Raw genomic sequence first — 17,748 nt, 5'->3', positions numbered from 1 at the left:
GGCATCCGCTGTTCGGCGAAGCCGCGAGACACGGCTAGCGAGCGTCACGGCACGCTCGGGCTGGTGGGTGCGGGCGGAGCGGCAACGGATGCCGGAGCGGAGATGGACCCTCCCGGGTGCCGCCGCCGGACGGGGCACGGTGTCCCGGGCCATACGTGACGCGTCGGAGGAGTGCGTCGAACGGCCCCCGCCGCCCGGCCCGATCCAGGGCGACCGACCCGAGCAGGGTCACGGCCCAGGCCGCCGTCGCCACCGCGAAGGCCCCGGCGTAGCCCAAGCCCTCACCGAGGCCGAGGCCCCAGGCGGCGAGCAGCGGCGCCATGAGGAACGACTGCGCGAGGTACCCGCTCAACGACCGCTCCCCGAGCGCCGCGAGGGCTCCTGGGAAGCCTCGTCGACCCCGCGCAGCCCACCGGTGCGCCAGCAGCGCGAAGCCGCACACGTAGGCAAGCCCGCCGACCATGCCGCCGGCGACCGTGAGGTAGACGGCCCCCGCCCAGCCGCGGGCGTCAGGGTGCCACGCGCCCAGCGCGAGGAGCGCGACGGGCGTCGCGCTGAGGACGTTGACCGTCATCGCGATCGCCACCGTGCGGCGCAGGCGGGGGAGGTGCTCGGCAGGTCGGGACAACCAGCCCAGGCGATGCACGAGCATGCCGGCGACGACGAGTGGGACGAACGTCAGGAACAGGAGTGCCATGCCGATCTGGACCGTAGCGCCTGTGGCGCCCATGACCATGTGTTCCAGGTAGGTGTCGCCGTAGAGCGGCTCACCGGGGGGTGGGGCGGGGAACGGGATGACCCCGGAGACGAGCAGGGCGAGCACCGGGGTCTGCACCAGGAGCACGTAGATGCCGGTGACCCAGAGCCACCGGCGCAGCGCCCGGTCCGATCGGTGGACCAGGGCGAGCGCGACGAGTCCGGTGGCGCCGTAAGCACTCAGGATGTCGCCGAAGAACAGCAGCAGCGCGTGCAGGACGCCGAGGCCGATGAGGGCGAGGCTGCGGCGAGCGAGTACGCGGCGCACGCCCGCTGGGGCCACGCCCCGGCGTGCCAGGTTGTCGGCCATGACCGCGATCCCGAAGCCGTACAAGATGGCGAACATCGGCCGGGAGCGGTCGGCAACGAGCAGCTGCTCTGCGACGTGCAGGGCGCGGTCGATGACGGTGCCGTCGGCGATGTGGCCGTACGTGTCCAGCGGCCGGTTCCACAGGTACAGCGGCACGTTGGCGAGCGCGATGAAGAGGAGCATCGCGCCCCGGGCGATGTCGGGGGCGAGGGAGCGTTCTGATCCGGCGATCGGGGCCGCGTGGCCCGGTGAGACACCCGCCACAACCGGTCCGGCCGGCGCGCCGGGGGACGGGGTGATGGTCGGCTCTGGCGCGGTGAGCTCTGCGGTCTGGGTTCTCACGTCGTCACTCCTTCGCTTCGGTGGGTTGGCGGGTAGCCAGCAGGTTCGGGGCAGGTCTGGCGTGCCGACGCCCGGGTGGGGTCGTTCTCGTCGGTCCGGTCGTCAGACGGTGACGACGACCTTCCCGCGGGTGTGGCCGGCCCCGACGTAGCGCAGGGCGTCGGCTGCTTCGTCGAGGGGGTAGGTGCGGTCGATGACCGGTCTGATCTGCCCGGTCGCGAGCAGGTCGGCCAGGGTGAGCAGGTCCTCGCGCTTCCCGAACGACGTGAAGGGCTTGAGCTGCTGACGGGTGAACCCGGACAGCACACGCGCTCTGGCGATGCGACCGAGGGGGCCGAGCCAGCGGCCACCACGTCCGCTGTTGGGGATGAGGGTGCCGGTGGGCGCCAGCGCTCGGCGCACATCCGACAGGGGCTGGGCTTCCACGTTGTCGAGGATGACGTCGTAACGCGTGCCGGTGCGGGTGAAGTCGGTCCTCGTGTAGTCGACGACGTGGTCGGCACCGAGCGACCGGACCAGGTCGACGTTGCGGGTGCTGCACACCCCCGTCACCTCGGCGCCGAACGCCTTGGCGATCTGAACGGCGAAGGAGCCCACGCCGCCCGACGCGCCCGTGACCAGCACCGTCTGGGCCCGTCGGACGTTCGCGATGTCGCGCAGTGCCTGCAACGCCGTCATGGCCGACGTGGGGACCGCTGCCGCGTCCACGACCGACAGGTTGGCAGGCAGGGACGCAAGCTTGCGCGCCGAGACGCAGGCGTACTCCGCGAGCGCTCCCGCGCTGCTCCAGCCGAACACCTTGTCGCCGGGGCGGAAAGCGGTGACATCCCTCCCGACCGCGGCCACCACGCCAGCGAGGTCCATGCCAGGGATGCCGTGGCGCGGCCGGCGGAGCCCGAACACCAGGCGCACCATGTACGGCTCGCCGGTCATGACGAAGTAGTCGCCGGGATGGACGGAGGCCGCGCCCACCTGGACGAGCACATCGCCTCGACCGGGCTGCGGTCGCCCGACCTCGCGCGACTCGAGCACTGAGGGCGGGCCGTAGCGGTGCTGGACGGCGGCCCGCATCGTCGCCGCCTCTGCCGGACTCGCCCCCGGCACCAGGCGGCCTCCGGCATTCGATCGGTGTTCGGCTCCCACAGCAGTCTCCTGACGTCCGAGGTGGACCAGCGCTGGCTCGTACGCTGTACGCGTACGCCGTACTATGGGCGTACACTGTACGATTGTCAAGCCGTCGAGGGAGAGAGGAGACCTGTGTCCGTGAGGAGACAAGGCCAGGTCGGGTCAGACGCTGGGCTGAGCAAGCAGCGAGTGGTGGTCGAGGCGGTCCGGCTCGCCGACAGCGAGGGGGTCGACGGGCTGAGCATGCGCCGTCTGGCTGGCGCGCTCGGCGCGGGAGCGATGTCGCTCTACCACTACGTGGCGAGCAAGGAGGAGCTGCTGGACGCCATGATCGACGTGGTGTTCGAGGAGATCGAGCTCCCGCCCGAAGGGACCGACTGGCAATCGGCGATGCGACGGCGGGCGGTCTCCGCCCGACACGTTCTCGCACGCCACCCGTGGGCGATCGGCCTGATGGAGTCGCGGACATCGCCGGGGCCGGCGAACCTGCGCCACAGCGAAGCGGTCACCGCCTGCCTGCGGAGGGCTGGCTTCTCGGTCGTGATGGCGACCCACGCCAACTGGTTGCTCGACAGCTACGTCTACGGACACGCCCTGCAGGAAGCCAGCCTGCCGTTCGACACCGCCGATGAGCTCGCGGACATGATCGAGGACGTCTTCCTGCCCCAGCTTCCTCCTGACGAGTTCCCCTACCTCAACGAGTCCGCCGCGGCGCTCGTCGCTGCCGGCTACGACCCGGCAGAGGAGTTCATCTTCGGCCTCGACCTCGTCCTCGCCGCCCTCGAGCCCCTGAGATCCCCCGCATAGCAACGCCCACGGACCGTCGCCCGCCCTCTGCACCGCAGCTCCGATCCTGACCGCCACACCACCGGCGGCCCTGATGTTCATGGCGTCCGAGGCAGACTGACGGCCTCGCGTATCCGCACCGCGGTGTCCGTCGGCTCGCCGGTCTCCGGATGGCCTTGAGAGGCCAGCTCACGATCGCCATGGATGGCGTGGTGGCCACGCCCGTTGCAGCGCGTCGCAGGGACTCTGAACGCCGCCTCTCCCGGAGAGACCTTTCGGTTATCGTGCAGAGTCGTCGCCGTGTGTGCGGCGCCCGTCGTCACGCATGCCGGGGCGTCGGCTCGACGAGCGTGCCGCACGGCTCGCCATGAAGGAGGTTCCCATGGAGGTGCGGATCGACACCGCCGCCTGTGCCGGGCACGGGGTGTGCGAGGCTCTCGCTCCGCACATCTTCGAGGTCGATGACGAGGGCAAGGCGCAGGTCGTCGCCCAGACGCTCGACGAAGCGGACCGGGTGGACGTCGAGAACGCCGTCAACCAGTGCCCGGAGCAAGCCCTGCGCCTGATCGGATGAGCACGGCCGGGCTGGTGGTCGTCGGGGCCGGCCTGGCCGGGGTGCGCGCTGTCGAGGGCGCTCGACGCAGCGGCTTCACCGGGCCCGTGACCCTTCTGGGCACCGAGACCGACGCGCCGTACGACCGTCCTCCGCTGTCCAAGGCGTTCCTGACCGAGAGTGCCGCCCTCAAGTACCTGCGCACCGCGGAGAGCCTGCGCGGCGAGCTGGATGTCGATCTCCGGCTCGGCGAGACCGCCACCGCGGTGGACCCGGCCACGAGGACCGTGACGGTCGGTGCGGAGGAGCTCCCGTACGCCGGGCTGGTGATCGCCACCGGTTCGACCGCGCGACTGCTGCCGGGGATGCACGGGCCAGCTGGCGTGCACACGCTGCGCAGCCATGCTGACGCGCTCGCCCTGCGTTCGGCGGTACGCCCGGGGAGTCGCGTCGTCGTCATCGGCGCAGGCTTCATCGGCTCCGAGTTCGCCTGCTCCGCGCTGCACGTCGGCGCGCACGTGACCGTGCTCGAGGCTGCCGACGTGCCCCTCGTGCGGGCGGTCGGTCCCGCGATGGGCGAGGCGCTCGGTGGTCTGCGCGGCCGGCACGGCATCGACGTGCGGTGCGGTGCTGTCGTCGAGGCGGTGATGGGCGAGGACACCGTCGAGGCGGTACGGCTGGCCGACGGCCAGGTGCTGCCGGCGGACGTCGTGCTCGTCGGGGTCGGCGCTGCCCCCGTGACAGAGTGGCTCCGCGGCTCAGGCCTGACGATCGAGGATGGCGTCGTGTGCGACGCGACGCTCAACGCCGGCGCCCCCGGCGTGTACGCGGCCGGGGACGTCGCCCGGTGGCACAACCCGACGTTCGACCGGTCGATGCGCCTGGAGCACTGGACCTCGGCGGCGGAGCAGGGCGCGGTCGCCGGCCGCAACGCCGTCGGAACGGGTGAGCCGGTGACCTGTGACGTCGTCCCGTACTTCTGGTCGGACTGGGTGACCGACCGCATCCAGTTCGTCGGGGTACCGGAGAGCGACGAGGTCGTCACCGTCGCCGGCTCGGCCGAGACCGGCGACCTGCTAGCCCTCTACCGCACCGGCGACCGGGTGACCGGCGCCCTGGGCGTCAACCAGCGCCGAGCCGTCCTGCGCCTGCGGCTCATGATCGGTCAGCACGCGGGCTGGCAGGAGGCCGTCGAGCTCGCCCGGTCGACCACCGTCCGCAGCTCCTGACCGTCGCTTCGGCGTTCCCGGTAGGCGAGCAGCGCGGGGACGACGTGCACCTGGATGGAGTCCACTCGACGGCTGTCCCCTGGGGCCCAACACCCGGCTCTGCTCCCAGCCGTCGTTGCTGCCCCCACGGCTGCGCGCTCATCGGCCATGGCCGAGCACATGCCGGAGCGAACGCGCGCGAGGTGTGAGCCCACGGCCGTCGGCGCTGACCGTGCTCTCGATTCGAAAGCGGTGCTCGCGTCAACCATGATCACGGACCCGATACGGACCCGAAGCCACGCCGTCACCGTGGCGCCGCGCTGCTACGAGCGACCCGGCCGAGACTCCCGACGCCGCGTCGGCTCCTCGTTGTATCAACCTCAGGGCCGGTGCCAGGCGAGGCTCCGTCCAGGTGCCCAAGTGGTCGCTCTCACTGCGGCTGTCGACGACTCGCCGCGCGGCTCTCTCGGTACCCCGCCCAGATCCGGCGAAGGTCCGCGTAGTCCTCTGGCCTTATCGCTTCCATCGACTGCGCGATCCCTGTCGCGTAGTAGGTGTCCGGGATGCCGAGGTGTGGCTGGAGCTCGGCGTAAGCGAGCCACCGATCTCGGTCGACCATGAGGTCGTCGTCCGTGTCGATGAGCCACTGCGGCGAACAGATCGCGGCGAGCGCTGCGCGATTGCTCATGACACCCAGGACGTCCTGGCAGTCGCCGTCCAGGTCGTTGAGCCTGAGGACGTCGACGACGTCGGCGAAGTACGGGTTGGCGGTGTGCGCCATCACCATGGCGTCCGGCTTTGCGCTCTTGGCGCCCCGGTGCACCAGCTCCATCGCACGGCGGACGATCTCGATACCCCACGCAGATCCGTGCGTCGTCACGAGGGAGGTCCGGCCCGTCGAGAGCCGGGGATACATCAGCGTCACGTCGCTCTCGTTGATCAGACCGCCAAAGTGCTGCATCCGATTGACGAAACGGCCGTCTTCAGACGGCACGCACTGCGTGAAGTCGATCTTCAAGCCGTCCGCGTTGAGACACCCTGGCTCGCTCGAGAGCATCGTGTGGAGCTCTGCGGCCAGGATCTGCGCGTAGACGGGCGAGGTCGGGTCGGGAGCGACGATCTCGTCGCCGAGCGTCATGCACGCCTCGACGGGTAGCCCCTCAGCCACGAAGGGCGTAAACCACAGGAGCACCTTGCGACCGCGTGCGTGCTGCTCGTTGACGAAGCCCCGCAGGTCAGCCCAGCGGTCCGGGTCGGGGGCGGCCCTGGCCGCCTCGCGCGCCCACCCCATGTCGACGACGATCGTCCCGGGGTTGACGCCAGCCTCCTCGAGCGCCGTCAGGTAGTTGCGGTAGCGCAGCTCGGTGCAGTACGAAGTGACGTTGATGAAGTTCCCGTTCTCGTGCCCTTGGTGGTCGCGGCGGTAGTCGTAGCGCATCTGACCCCAGCCGCAGAAGATCGGCTCGCTCCACCATGCGGGCACCTCGGACCGAGAGATCGCAGGCAGGAACCTGCGGTCGCGGGCCCAGGTCACCGAAGCGCCGACTGCGTCGTTTCCCGGCCCCGCACCGAAGCCAAGGACTAACGCGGGCAGGTCCAGGACGCCGTCGACCACCGTGTGGGCCTCGTAGGTGAGGCGGAACGACGGACCACGCCCGCCGGTGTAGTCGAAACTCTGGAAGTCGTAGGCGCCAGGCTCGGGGACCACCGCGCACCAGACCGACTCCACACCTTCCCCTTCGTCGCCGCTGAGCACGTAGGTCAGCGGCGGCGGGCTCAGCCACTGCTGGACACCGAGGCTCTCCTCCCGGTCGGGTGCGACCCGGGGCTCGGCGTCGAACCAGTCGAACCGTGGGGCGTAGACGGACGTCATCCCCGTGACACCCGGAGGCCTGGCGCGGTCGACGAAGTACCCGGCATCCAGGACCCGCTGACCGTCACCGGCGACCCGCACCCGGTACACGACGTGGTCCGCGCCGAGCTCCACCTCGATCTCCTTGCGACGCCAGACGTCAGAGCCGACCTCGAGGATCAGGACCGTCGACCCGTCGCGCGACGTCTCGACGAGCTCGCCCATGGCTTGTCCGCCCGCCTCGGGGTGGCCCCACGCGTCGACGGCGGAGTCGAGCGGTACGTCCAGGACGAGGAGCCCGGAGGAGGTCCGGACCTCGAGCCGCGCGTGGCCCAGATCGAGGACGACCTCGTAGTGCGCGGTCCGGTGGACCACGGCTTCAGCCCTTCTCAGCACCGGCGATCATTCCTTTCATGAAGTACCGCTGGAGGAACAGGTAGGCGACGAGAATCGGTGCAAGCCCGATCAAGGACGCCGCAGCTGCGGCGCCGAGGTTGCTGCTCTGCTGCGAGAAGAACGCCCCGATGGCCGGGGCGATCGTGCGCATGTCCGAGGTCGTCAGCATGTAGAGCGACATCTGGTAGTCGTTCCAGATGAAGACTCCCGCCAGGATGACGACTGTCGCGGTCACCGGCTTGAGCAGTGGCAGGACGATCCGGAAGAAGATCTGGAAGCGGTTGGCGCCGTCGACGAGGGCCGCTTCCTCGAGCGAGATCGGGATGGTCTGGATGAACGAGGCGTAGAGGAAGATCGCCAAGGGCAACTGGCCGCTGACCATGATCGCGACGATTCCCCAGTAGGTGTTGACCCCGTCGATCCTGTTCATCAAGGTGTAGATCGGCACCAGGACGCTCAGCGGCGGGATCATCAGTGACCCGAGGAAGGCCAGGAACACCAGCTTGTTCAGGCGGGTCCGGCGACGCGCCAGCGGATAGGCCGCCAACGCGCCGAGGACCACCACCAGGATGGTGGCCAGCAACGTGACAATCACGCTGTTCTTCACGGCCGTGAGCATCTGGCCACGCTCGATCGCCCGGGCGAAGTTGTCCCAGTAGATGCCGTCCATCGGCGGCAACCAGCGGGAGGAGAGATCGGTCCTCGGCTTGGTCGACACAGTCAGGGCGACGTAGAATGGTGCTAGCTGGACGGCGGCCATGCCGACGAGGAAGACGCCGACGACGCCGCCCCATGCGCGACGAGAGAGAGTCATGAGTCGAGCCTCCGCCGGTTGAGGAGCCCGTTCAGCGCAAGCGTCGTCGCCATGATCATGACGAAGAGGACGATCCCCATCGCCGAGGCGTACCCTGCGCTCTGGGCGTCGAAGTAGGTGACTCCGATGAAGGTCGAGACAGAGTTGGTCGAGTAGCCGGGCCCGCCGTTGGTCAGCACCTTGATGATGTCGAAGAGCTTGAGCCCGCCGATGAGGTTGAGGATCACGCTGGTGGCTATCGCCGGGCGCAGCAGCGGCAAGGTGATGTGTGCGAAGAGCTGGCGGCCTCGCGCCCCGTCCAGGCTCGCGGCCTCGTAGTACATCTCGGGGATCGACTGCAGTCCGGCCAGGTAGATGATCATCGACAAGCCGACGAACTGCAGGGAGTTGACCAGGACGATGATTGCCACCGAGCCGTTCGCCGAGCTCAGCCACGCGAAGGGGCCGGCACCGACGAGGCCGACCAGGTCGTTGAGTGCCCCGTTGTTGTACTGCAGGAGCAGGTAGTACATCGTTCCCATGATCACCGGCGAGACGAGCACCGGCAGGTACACGATCGCGCGGAGCACCCCCCGGCCCCGCATCGGCCGGTCGAGCGCGAGGGCGAGGGCGAGCCCCAGCACCTGTTGGATCAGGGTGCTGCCGACGCCATAGACCACGGTGTTGGCCAGAACCTGGCGGAAGGTCGTGTCCTGGAGAAGCCGGGCGTAGTTCTCCAGCCCAACGAACGAGCGCGCGGCGCTGTACCCGTCCCAGTTGGTGAAGGACATCTGGAAGCCGCTGATCAGGGGGTACACGGTCAGTGCGACGAAGACCAGCAGCGCCGGCACGTAGAAGAGGTTGATCGACATGCCGCGCCATCGACGTGGCGTGCGGCGGGGACTGGCGGGGACCGGCGCGGCGAGGCGCGCGGGCGCGATGAGCGTGGACACTCGGCGTCCTTCCTTGGCCTGTGCTGCACGCAGCGACGTGGGGATCACGCCGTTGCGTGCAGCATCAGGTCGTCGGGCGGCGTGGAACGGTCAGGACTGGGCCTGCGCAGTGAGGGAGTCGAAGTCGGTGGCCACCTTGGCCATCGCATCGGACACCGACATCTGGTTCGTCAGCACTCCCTCGGTCGTCGAGACGATCGTGTCCCAAGCGCCGTTCGGCATGTACACGCGGTCGAAGTACGGCACGGACGGGACCTTCCCGACCCACGCGTCATGGCTCGCCTGCAGGGCACCGAGGTCGGACGTCGCCGTGGTGAGACCGGGCGCGCTGCCGGAGGCCTTCGCCAGGACCGACCCGTTGTCAGGCTGCGCGAGGAAGGCGAGGTACGCCCTGGCTGCGTCGGGGCTCTCGGTGGTGCTTGAGATACCGATGGCGTTCTTCTCACCGACGACCAGGTACGGGTCGCCGCCGCTTGCCGAAGGGATCGGCATGAAGCCGACGTTGGCATCGGGGTTGTACGTGTAGGCGGTGACCGCGACGAAGTTCATCAGGAAGCTGAAGCCGGTGTCGCCCTGAGCGAGGGCAAGGGAGATGTCGTCGCTGGTCGCCGAGGTGTAGTCCGGGTTGAAGTAGCCGGAATCACGGAACTGGGCGACCTTGTCGAGCGCGACCTGGTAGCTCTCTGGGACGAGCGTCCCGTCGGCCTGCGTGCCCAAGGCGGCCTCGTCGTAGGCGCCCGGCGCGATCCAGTCGACGAAGAGACCGGTGGGCCAACGATCCTTGCCGGCGGTGTAGATCGCGGTCTTGCCGGCTGCCGTGATCTCGTCGCAGGCAGCAGTGAAGTCTTCCCAGGTCCGGATGTCCTCCGGCGTGACACCCACGGACGCCAGGACGTCGGCGTTGTACAGCAGTCCGGCGACGTCCACGTCGAGCGGCAGGGCGTAGATCGCGCCGTCCCCGTCGCGCATCGCCGGGTCGAGCGCGGGGTTGACGTCCTTGGCCCAGAGCTCATCAGTGAGCGGCATGAGGAACTCGGAGTAGCGCAGCAAGGACCAGCCGTGGGTCATCCACAGGTCGGGAGTGTTTCCCGAGGCAAGTCGCGTCTTGACCTCGCCCTCGTGATCAGTGCTCGAGGGCACCAGTTCGATCGAGACGTCAGGGTTCGCGCTCTCGAACGCCTCGGTGATGTCCTCGTAGGCGAGGTAGAGCTCGGAGTCGATCGATGTCCCGGTCATGAACTCCAGCGCCCCGGACAGCGCCTCCACCTCCGTCGTGGCCGCATCGTCGGGGGCCGACGTAGCCGAGTCACCGGTACCGCTGGAACAACCTGCCAGGGCGAGCGCGGTGATCGCCGCCAGTGCCGTGGTCCGTGTGCGCATCTGTGTGTCCTCCTTGACGTCGGCCCGACCGCTTCGTCTCCGATGACGAGTGTGTGACCGTTCACATGAACGTAGGGCCTCCACAACCGGGACGTCAATCCCCCCACCCGTCCAGTTCCGGTGATGGCGCCGAGCGCGTACTCTCGGAACCACTACGAACGAGGGAGAACCGCGTGAAGCGCAGCGCACCAGAGGGAACCGGGGCGCCGGCGAACCAAGCACCCACCGGCGACACCACACGGGCAGCCACAGATGCGCACGGTCACATCGACGCGCCTGCAGGTCGAACGTCCTCCCCGGGCCGTCCGCCCTCGCTGCGCGATGTTGCGCGGCTCAGCGGGGTCACCTACCAGACGGTCTCGCGCGTGATCAACGACAGCCCAAAGGTGCGTGACGAGACCCGTCTCCGCGTGCTGGCTGCCATCGAGCAGCTTGGGTTTCGCCCGAACGGTGCCGCCCGCGCCCTCGCCTCCGGCCGCACTCAGGTGCTTGGAGTCCTCAGCCTCGGGACGAGCGCGTACGAAACCCCGTCCACGCTCGAGGGAATCGAGTCGGCAGCGGCCTCTGCTGGGTACACCGTCACCTTTGCCGGTACCCGCGCTCCCCAACTTGCGGCGATGCGCAAGGCAGTCCACGCCCTGGTCGACCAGCGGGTCGACGGCGTCATCCTCATCGCCCCGCTCATCTCGATCGACGTCGACGCCCTCCCGCTGCCACCGTCGCTGCCCGTCGTCGCTGTCGAAGGAGCCCCAGGGTCACGCGTCTCGGCCGTCGTGATCGATCAGGTCGGCGGTTCGCGCGCGGCGACCAAGCACCTGCTCGGGCTCGGCCACCGCAACGTGTGGCATATTGCCGGCCCGCAGGGATGGTTCGACTCTCGCGGGCGCGAAGAGGGCTGGCGCTCGGCCCTTGCCGAAGCCGAGATCGAACCGCCGCCGCTTCTCGTCGGCGACTGGGGGCACACTTCGGGGTACGAAGCCGGCCGCATCCTGAGCGGGCTCGCCGAGGCCACCGCCGTCTTCGTCGCCAACGACGACATGGCTCTCGGACTGCTCCGCGCGCTGCACGAGGGCGGACGCCGCGTCCCGGAGGACGTCAGCGTCGTCGGGTTCGACGACCTTCCCGAGGCCGCCTACATGCAACCGCCCCTCACCACCGTGCGCCAGGAGTTCTTCGAAGTGGGCCAGCAGAGCATCCGCCTGCTCCTCGACCAGATCGACGGGCGGACGTCAGCCGAGACGCGCCCGGTCGTCCCGACCCGCCTTGTCCTCCGGCAGAGCACGGCTCCACCCTTCTGAGCTCAAGACGCTCGGGCGTGCCCACCCATGAAGCGGTGCACCGGCGCGGGTGACCGCCTCTTGACGGCGCGATCCATGCGCGCTACCTTCTGCCTAATCCATTAGGCCTAATCGGTTAGGCAACCACCATGAGGGTTCGAATCAAGGATGTCGCCGCTCTCGCGGGTGTCTCGACTTTCACTGTCTCCGTCGTGCTCAACGACGTCGAGGGCGCTCGAGTGGCAGCAAGTACCCGCAAGCGCGTCGAGGCTGCCGCCGTCGAGTTGGGGTACGCGCCGAACCATCTGGCGCGCGGGCTGCGCACCCAGCGCACTCACACGATCGGGATGCTCAGCGATCAAGTGGTGACGACTCCCTACGCCGGGCGGATGATCCTCGGCGCACAACAAGCAGCCTGGGAGGCCGGCTACCTGTTGCTGCTCGTCAGCACTGACGGCGACGTGCGCATGGAGGCCGAGGCGATCCGGGAGCTCAAGGCTCGACAGGTGGACGGGCTCCTCTACGCGACCATGTACCACCAGCTCTTGGAGCTGCCTGCGGGCCTGTCCACCAGCTCGACCGTCGTTCTGGACGCTGATGTGGTCGACGGGTCAGTGCCGCACGTCGTGCCCGACGACGAGCGTGGGGGGTACGAGGCGACCAGGGAGCTGCTCCGTCACGGACACACGAGGATCGCCTACCTGGCTAATGCCCACGACGTGCCCGCCAACCAGCTCCGCCTGGCCGGATACCGTCGTGCCCTCGCCGAGGCTGGCATCACCTTCGATCCCACCCTCGTCATCGCGGAGGCCGCGTTGAGCGCTGGTGGTGAGCGGGCTGCGGCCGCCCTGCTGTCCCGACGCCATCGCCCCACCGCGATCTTCGTGTTCAACGACCGCATGGCGGTAGGCGTCTTCCGAGCCGCGCGCCGCGCCGGTCTGTCGGTTCCGGACGACATCAGCATCGTCGGTTACGACGACCAGGAACTCGTCGCGTCTGACACCGACCCCGGCCTGACCACCATGGCTCTGCCGCATCTCGCGATGGGCCAGTGGGCCGCGAATCGCCTGATCGCGATGATCAACAGCTCCGACCCCAGCATCGACGGGCACACCGAGCCGCGCAAGCATCTCGAGCCGTGCCCGCTGGTCGTTCGGGGGTCGGTCGGTCCACCGCCACGAAACGAACCGTGACGGTGGACCAACCCCAGAATCGGCCGCACAACGCGGCCAACTACACACCCCGTTGCACCGGGGTGGGACAGGAGTAGCGATGCGACGCAACCCCTGGCTCGGCATCGTAGCCGGGCTCGGAGCAGTAACCCTTACGCTGGCGGGCTGCGGGAGCAGCGACGGCAGCACCGATGACGGCGGGGCCGGCGGTAACGGCGGACTGTCCACCTTGAAGCTGTGGTACCACGGGGCAGGCAATGACGCCGAACGGACCGTCGTGGAGCAGCAGATCGCGGACTTCAACGCCTCTCAGGAGGACTACGAGGTCGTTCTGGAGTCCTTCCCGCAGGCGAGCTACAACGACTCGGTGGTCGCCGCCGCCGTGGCCGGCGACCTCCCCTGCCTGCTCGACATGGACGGCCCGATCGTGCCGAACTGGGCGTGGGGTGGGTACGTCCAGCCCATCGAGGTGGACCAGGCGATCCTCGACACCTGGCTGCCCTCGGCGATGGGCTACTACCAGGACGATCTCTACGCGATCGGCTACTGGGACGCGGCCATCGGCATGTACGCCCGACAGTCGGTCCTTGACACGTACGACATCCGCATCCCGACCTCCGACGATCCCTGGAGCGGCGAGGAGTTCGAGGCCATCCTGCAGACGATCACCGAAGGCGGTGAGTTCGACTACGCCCTCGACCTGGGGGTCAACGACGTCAGCGAATGGTATCCGTACGCCTTCTCCCCACAGCTGCAGAGCTTCGGCGGCGACCTGATCGACCGCGACACCTACCTCACGGCCAAGGGTGCGCTCAACGGGCCAGAGGCCCTGGAGTGGGGCAACTGGTGGCAGGGGCTCTTCGAGAAGGGCTACGCCAGCACCACCGAGCAGGACGGGAACCCTGAGTTCCTCGAGGGCAGGGTCGCGCTGCAGCTCAACGGCAACTGGGGCGGAGTCCAGGCGCTGGAGGAGTTCGGGGACGACATGCTCTTCCTGCCGATGCCCGACTTCGGTGAGGGCCCGGTCATCGGCGGGCAGTCCTGGATGTTCGGCATCTCGGCCACCTGCGAGCATCCGGAGGGCGCGAACGCGTACATCAACTTCTCGCTCAAGGACGAGTACGTCGCCGACTTCACCACGGCACTGGGCCTCATCCCGACCACCGAGGCTGCGGCCGCAATGACCGAGTACTACCAGCCCGGAGGCGCGCTGGAACCGTTCAAGGAGTACTCGGAGCGCTTCGCCCTGATCCGGCCGCCGACACCGGCGTACTCCGTGATCTCGTCCGTGTTCACCAAGGCGGCCGAGGACATCAAGAACGGTGCGGATGTGAAGGCCACACTCGACCAGGCAGTCGCTGAGATCGATGCCGACATCGCCGCGAACGACGGTTACGGCAACTAGCTCCTCCTCCCACGGGCCCGACTGCCGAACGCGTGCACCACGCGCAGTCGGACCTCGCACGCTCACGGTGCTCGGGGCCGGCCTCTCGTGCCGGCCCCGAGCACGCCGATCCAGGAGAGACTCATGTCCACATCCGGCACACCTTCATCGAGGAAGGTCGCTGCTCGCGCAGGAGCCAGGTCAGTGCTGACGGCCATCCGTCCTCACAGACCGGCAAGCACCGAAGAACGGACCGGGTGGGTGATGGTGGCCCCGGCCGCCATCCTGTTCGCCCTGTTCCTCATCACTCCCGTGATCCTCACCCTGATCCTGTCGGTCACCAACGTCCGGCTCATCTCGCCGAACCCGCCCTCGTTCCAAGGCGTCGACAACTTCGTCCGCGCCTTCACGGCAGACCCGACGTTCCTGGCATCGCTGCGCAACACCCTGATCTTCGCCGTCGTGATCGTCCCGTTGCAGGGAGGTCTGGGACTAGGGCTCGCGCTGCTGATCAACCAGAAGATTCGAGGGATCAACGCGTTCCGAACGATCTACTTCGTGCCCGTCGTGACGTCGATGGTCGTCCTATCCATGCTCTGGAAGTTCATCTACCAGGCAGACGGCCTCCTCAACTCACTCATCAGCACGGTGACGTTCGGCGCTCTCAGCGGGACCGACTGGCTCAACAACACCAGTACCGCGCTCCCCGCAATCATCGCGATGTCGGCCTGGGCAGGGGTTGGTTTCCACATGGTGATCTGGCTGTCTGGCCTGCAGACCATCCCCGAGTCCCTCTACGAGGCGGCCGACCTCGATGGTTGCTCACCGTGGCAAAAATTCGCCTTCGTCACGTGGCCCGGGCTGCGACCAACGTTCGTCTTCGTCCTGGTGACCATCACCATCGCGGCATTCTCGCTGTTCATCCAGCCCCTGGTGATGACCAATGGCGGGCCACTGAACGCCACCGTCACGATCGTGCTTCACGCGGTCAACACCGGCTTCAGCAAGCAGCAGACGGGCTACGCGGCAGCCATCTCGCTGATCTTCTTCCTACTCGTGCTGGTCGTCTCGCTGATTCAGCGACGCCTGACCAAGGAGGACTGACATGACCACCTCACCTACGTCCCGGCAGATCTCGGACCCCACCCACCGACCGTCGCGACGCTCGCGCGTCTGGCCCCGCTACATCCCGCTGGTCGGGGTGGCGATCGTCTTCATCTTCCCACTGCTGTTCATGTTCATGTCCAGCCTGAAGCCCGATGCGCAGATCCTTGCGGACGTCAGGTCTTTCAGAGCCTTCCTCCCGGTGGGAGAACTCTCAACAGACAACTACTCCGCGGTCTTCGACCGGGTACCGGCGTGGAGGTTCATGGCGAACACCATCTTCGTCGTGGCCATGGTCGTCGGATTCGGCCTGATCGTGAACTCCATGGCGGGATTCGCGCTGTCCCGCCTCCAGTGGCGCGGCCGCGGGATCGCGCTCTCGATCATCTTGGCAACGCTCATCGTTCCCTTCGAGACGATCGCGGTCCCGATGGTGTGGTGGGTGGCAAAACTCCCCTGGATCGAGTTCCAGGACTTCATCCCGACCCTCACGACGGGCTGGCTGAATACCTACCGCGTGCAGATCATCCCGTTCATTGCCAACGCGTTCTCGATCTTCCTCTTCGCCCAGTACTTCAAGTCGATCCCCAAGGAGCTGGACGAGGCCGCTCGCGTCGACGGGGCGAGCTGGTTCACGATCTATCGGAAGATCATCGTCCCGCTATCAGGGCCGGCCTTCGCCACCGTCGCGATCCTCACCTTCTTGCCGGTCTGGAACTCCTTCCTCTGGCCGATCATGGTCGTTCAGCAGGAGGCACTGCGGCCGGTCCAGGTGGGTGTGCAGTACTTCTTCCAGCTGGAGACGGCGTGGGGCGAGGTCATGGCCTACACGTCCTTCATCACCATCCCGGTCCTACTGTTCTTCCTGGTGTTCCAGCGTGCGTTCGTCAGCAGCATCGCCTCCGCCGGCGTCAAGGGCTGAGCGGCGTGCTGAGATTCGACGATGCATGGGTGTGGGACTCGTGGTCGGTCGACGACGGGGACCTCTTTCACCTGTTCTACCTTCAGGCACCCCGCACCCCCGAGGACCAGCGTCTGCGCCACTTCAGCGTCTCGGTCGGCCACGCGGTCAGCCGCGACCTGACGGAGTGGCGCGTGCTGCCCGACGCGCTGTGCCCGGCACCCGCGCAACGCTGGGACGACATGTCCACATGGACCGGATCCGTGGTGCGGGCGCCCGACGGGACGTGGCTGATGTTCTACACCGGGGTCTCGCACCGGGACCTCGGCCTCGTCCAGCGCATCGGCGTCGCCTCGTCGCCGGACCTGGTCACCTGGCACCGCCTCGACGAGCCGGTGATCGAAGCCGATGCACGCTGGTACGAACGGTTGGAGCAGGCCGCGTGGCCCGACGAAGCCTGGCGTGACCCCTTCGTCACCGCGGATCCCGACGGCGACGGATGGCACATGTTCCTCACAGCCCGAGCGACCCTTGGCCGCCCTGATCGCAGGGGTGTGATCGGGCACGCCCGCTCGAGGGACCTGAGAACCTGGGAGGTCCAACCTCCGCTGACCGAGCCAGAGTCCTTCGGTCACCTGGAAGTCCCTCAGGTTGTCCGGATCAACGGAACGTACGTCCTGATCTTCTCCTGCGACGTCTCGGAGATCCCAGCCGACCTCCGTAGAGCAGGACACGCTGGCGGAGTCTGGTCGACTACTGGAGCCAGCATCACCGGCCCCTTCGACATCGACAAGGCAGAGCTTTTCCCCCACGAGAGCCTCTACGCCGCCAGACTTGTGCAGGATCGCGCCGGGCAGTGGAACCTCCTGGGGTTCCGGAACTTCGAAGGGAGCCGCTTCATCGGTGAGATCGCCGACCCGATCCTGGTGACGCTCGACGCAGGTCGCCTCGTGCCTCTGGTCTTCTGACACCGATCCTGGAGCCCACCTCGGCGACTGCATGGCCGGGCCTTGGCCCAGCCATGGAGTCGATCATCACCACCCGGGCGGGGCTCGCCGACGATGCCCTGTTCACGTCAACGAGCAGCGCTCGGCGACCGGCCGACGTCAGCAGGAAAGGGGACGACGGCATCCACGCGGCCTCGTAACATGGCGCGTGGCAGGCGGTCCTGTTCGGGTTCGGCGGACTCATGTTCAGCGCCAACGCCTCGTTGACCACCCACCCAGCCCACCGGGAGCGCCGATTACCACTACCTCGCCTGGCAACGGATCGCAGACGAGGAGGGCATGAGCATCGGACTCGGCCCCGCCGAACGCGTCGGCGCCGCTGCCCTCGTACTGCCGAGCTTCGCCGACACGACGCTTGCCGAGGTCCTTGAGTGAACCGCCCCGGGTTCCGTAGAGGCTCTCAATCCACGGAGGATGAGAGTCATGGCAGCACCGAGGAAGTACCCGGA

The 17,748-nt window shown here is 68.0% G+C and carries 15 protein-coding genes; 9 read left to right on the top strand and 6 right to left on the bottom strand.

The window, feature by feature from the left end:
• Positions 1-34: 34 nt before the first annotated feature.
• Entirely contained in the window at positions 35-1,408 is a 1,374-nt protein-coding gene (locus M1R94_RS20685) for a DUF418 domain-containing protein (RefSeq protein WP_249381281.1), read from the bottom strand.
• A gap of 102 nt (positions 1,409-1,510) precedes the next feature.
• Positions 1,511-2,479, bottom strand: a complete 969-nt coding sequence (locus M1R94_RS08610; protein WP_249381280.1) for an NAD(P)-dependent alcohol dehydrogenase — start codon at positions 2,477-2,479, stop codon at positions 1,511-1,513.
• A gap of 186 nt (positions 2,480-2,665) precedes the next feature.
• On the opposite strand from M1R94_RS08610, the gene M1R94_RS08605 reads away from it, so the two are divergent.
• From M1R94_RS08605 to M1R94_RS08595, 3 genes are all read left to right on the top strand, one after another.
• Entirely contained in the window at positions 2,666-3,340 is a 675-nt protein-coding gene (locus tag M1R94_RS08605) for a TetR/AcrR family transcriptional regulator (RefSeq protein ID WP_249381279.1), read from the top strand.
• A 361-nt stretch (positions 3,341-3,701) separates the two neighbouring features.
• Positions 3,702-3,893, top strand: a complete 192-nt coding sequence (locus M1R94_RS08600; RefSeq protein ID WP_249381278.1) for a ferredoxin — start codon at positions 3,702-3,704, stop codon at positions 3,891-3,893.
• Positions 3,890-5,101, top strand: a complete 1,212-nt coding sequence (locus M1R94_RS08595) for an NAD(P)/FAD-dependent oxidoreductase (RefSeq protein WP_249381277.1) — start codon at positions 3,890-3,892, stop codon at positions 5,099-5,101. The genes M1R94_RS08600 and M1R94_RS08595 overlap by 4 nt, the downstream gene beginning before the upstream one ends.
• A gap of 409 nt (positions 5,102-5,510) precedes the next feature.
• Here M1R94_RS08595 and M1R94_RS08590 read toward each other — a convergent pair whose 3' ends face one another.
• The 4 genes from M1R94_RS08590 to M1R94_RS08575 all read right to left on the bottom strand — a co-directional run bounded on the left by M1R94_RS08590 (position 5,511) and on the right by M1R94_RS08575 (position 10,454).
• Positions 5,511-7,328, bottom strand: a complete 1,818-nt coding sequence (locus tag M1R94_RS08590) for an alpha-amylase family protein (RefSeq protein WP_249381276.1) — start codon at positions 7,326-7,328, stop codon at positions 5,511-5,513.
• Positions 7,312-8,142, bottom strand: a complete 831-nt coding sequence (locus M1R94_RS08585; RefSeq protein WP_249381275.1) for a carbohydrate ABC transporter permease — start codon at positions 8,140-8,142, stop codon at positions 7,312-7,314. Before M1R94_RS08585 ends, M1R94_RS08590 begins: the two co-directional genes overlap by 17 nt.
• A complete protein-coding gene (locus M1R94_RS08580) occupies positions 8,139-9,074 on the bottom strand; it encodes a carbohydrate ABC transporter permease (protein ID WP_249381274.1) in 936 nt (311 codons plus the stop codon). Before M1R94_RS08580 ends, M1R94_RS08585 begins: the two co-directional genes overlap by 4 nt.
• Before the next feature lie 90 nt (positions 9,075-9,164).
• Positions 9,165-10,454, bottom strand: coding sequence for an ABC transporter substrate-binding protein (locus M1R94_RS08575; protein WP_249381273.1), 1,290 nt, complete (start codon positions 10,452-10,454; stop codon positions 9,165-9,167).
• Between the two features lie 53 nt (positions 10,455-10,507).
• Between M1R94_RS08575 and M1R94_RS08570 the strand changes: the two genes are divergently transcribed.
• The 6 genes from M1R94_RS08570 to M1R94_RS08545 all read left to right on the top strand — a co-directional run bounded on the left by M1R94_RS08570 (position 10,508) and on the right by M1R94_RS08545 (position 17,260).
• Complete coding sequence (locus M1R94_RS08570) at positions 10,508-11,752, top strand: LacI family DNA-binding transcriptional regulator (protein ID WP_249381272.1); 1,245 nt, start codon at positions 10,508-10,510, stop codon at positions 11,750-11,752.
• A gap of 128 nt (positions 11,753-11,880) precedes the next feature.
• A complete protein-coding gene (locus M1R94_RS08565; RefSeq protein WP_283253142.1) occupies positions 11,881-12,924 on the top strand; it encodes a LacI family DNA-binding transcriptional regulator in 1,044 nt (347 codons plus the stop codon).
• A 79-nt stretch (positions 12,925-13,003) separates the two neighbouring features.
• Complete coding sequence (locus tag M1R94_RS08560) at positions 13,004-14,308, top strand: sugar ABC transporter substrate-binding protein (RefSeq protein ID WP_249381270.1); 1,305 nt, start codon at positions 13,004-13,006, stop codon at positions 14,306-14,308.
• 243 nt (positions 14,309-14,551) lie between these two features.
• Complete coding sequence (locus tag M1R94_RS08555) at positions 14,552-15,391, top strand: carbohydrate ABC transporter permease (RefSeq protein WP_249381533.1); 840 nt, start codon at positions 14,552-14,554, stop codon at positions 15,389-15,391.
• A 1-nt stretch (position 15,392) separates the two neighbouring features.
• Positions 15,393-16,313, top strand: a complete 921-nt coding sequence (locus tag M1R94_RS08550) for a carbohydrate ABC transporter permease (protein WP_249381269.1) — start codon at positions 15,393-15,395, stop codon at positions 16,311-16,313.
• A gap of 5 nt (positions 16,314-16,318) precedes the next feature.
• Positions 16,319-17,260 (top strand): glycoside hydrolase family protein, encoded by a 942-nt coding sequence (locus M1R94_RS08545; RefSeq protein WP_249381268.1) that lies wholly within the window; start codon positions 16,319-16,321, stop codon positions 17,258-17,260.
• Positions 17,261-17,748: the final 488 nt, after the last annotated feature.

Source organism: Actinotalea alkalitolerans (assembly GCF_023369855.1).
In the GTDB taxonomy this organism is placed as follows: domain Bacteria; phylum Actinomycetota; class Actinomycetes; order Actinomycetales; family Cellulomonadaceae; genus Actinotalea.
Note: the sequence above shows the minus strand (reverse complement) of the source record. Positions and strands in the feature narration are given on the sequence as shown.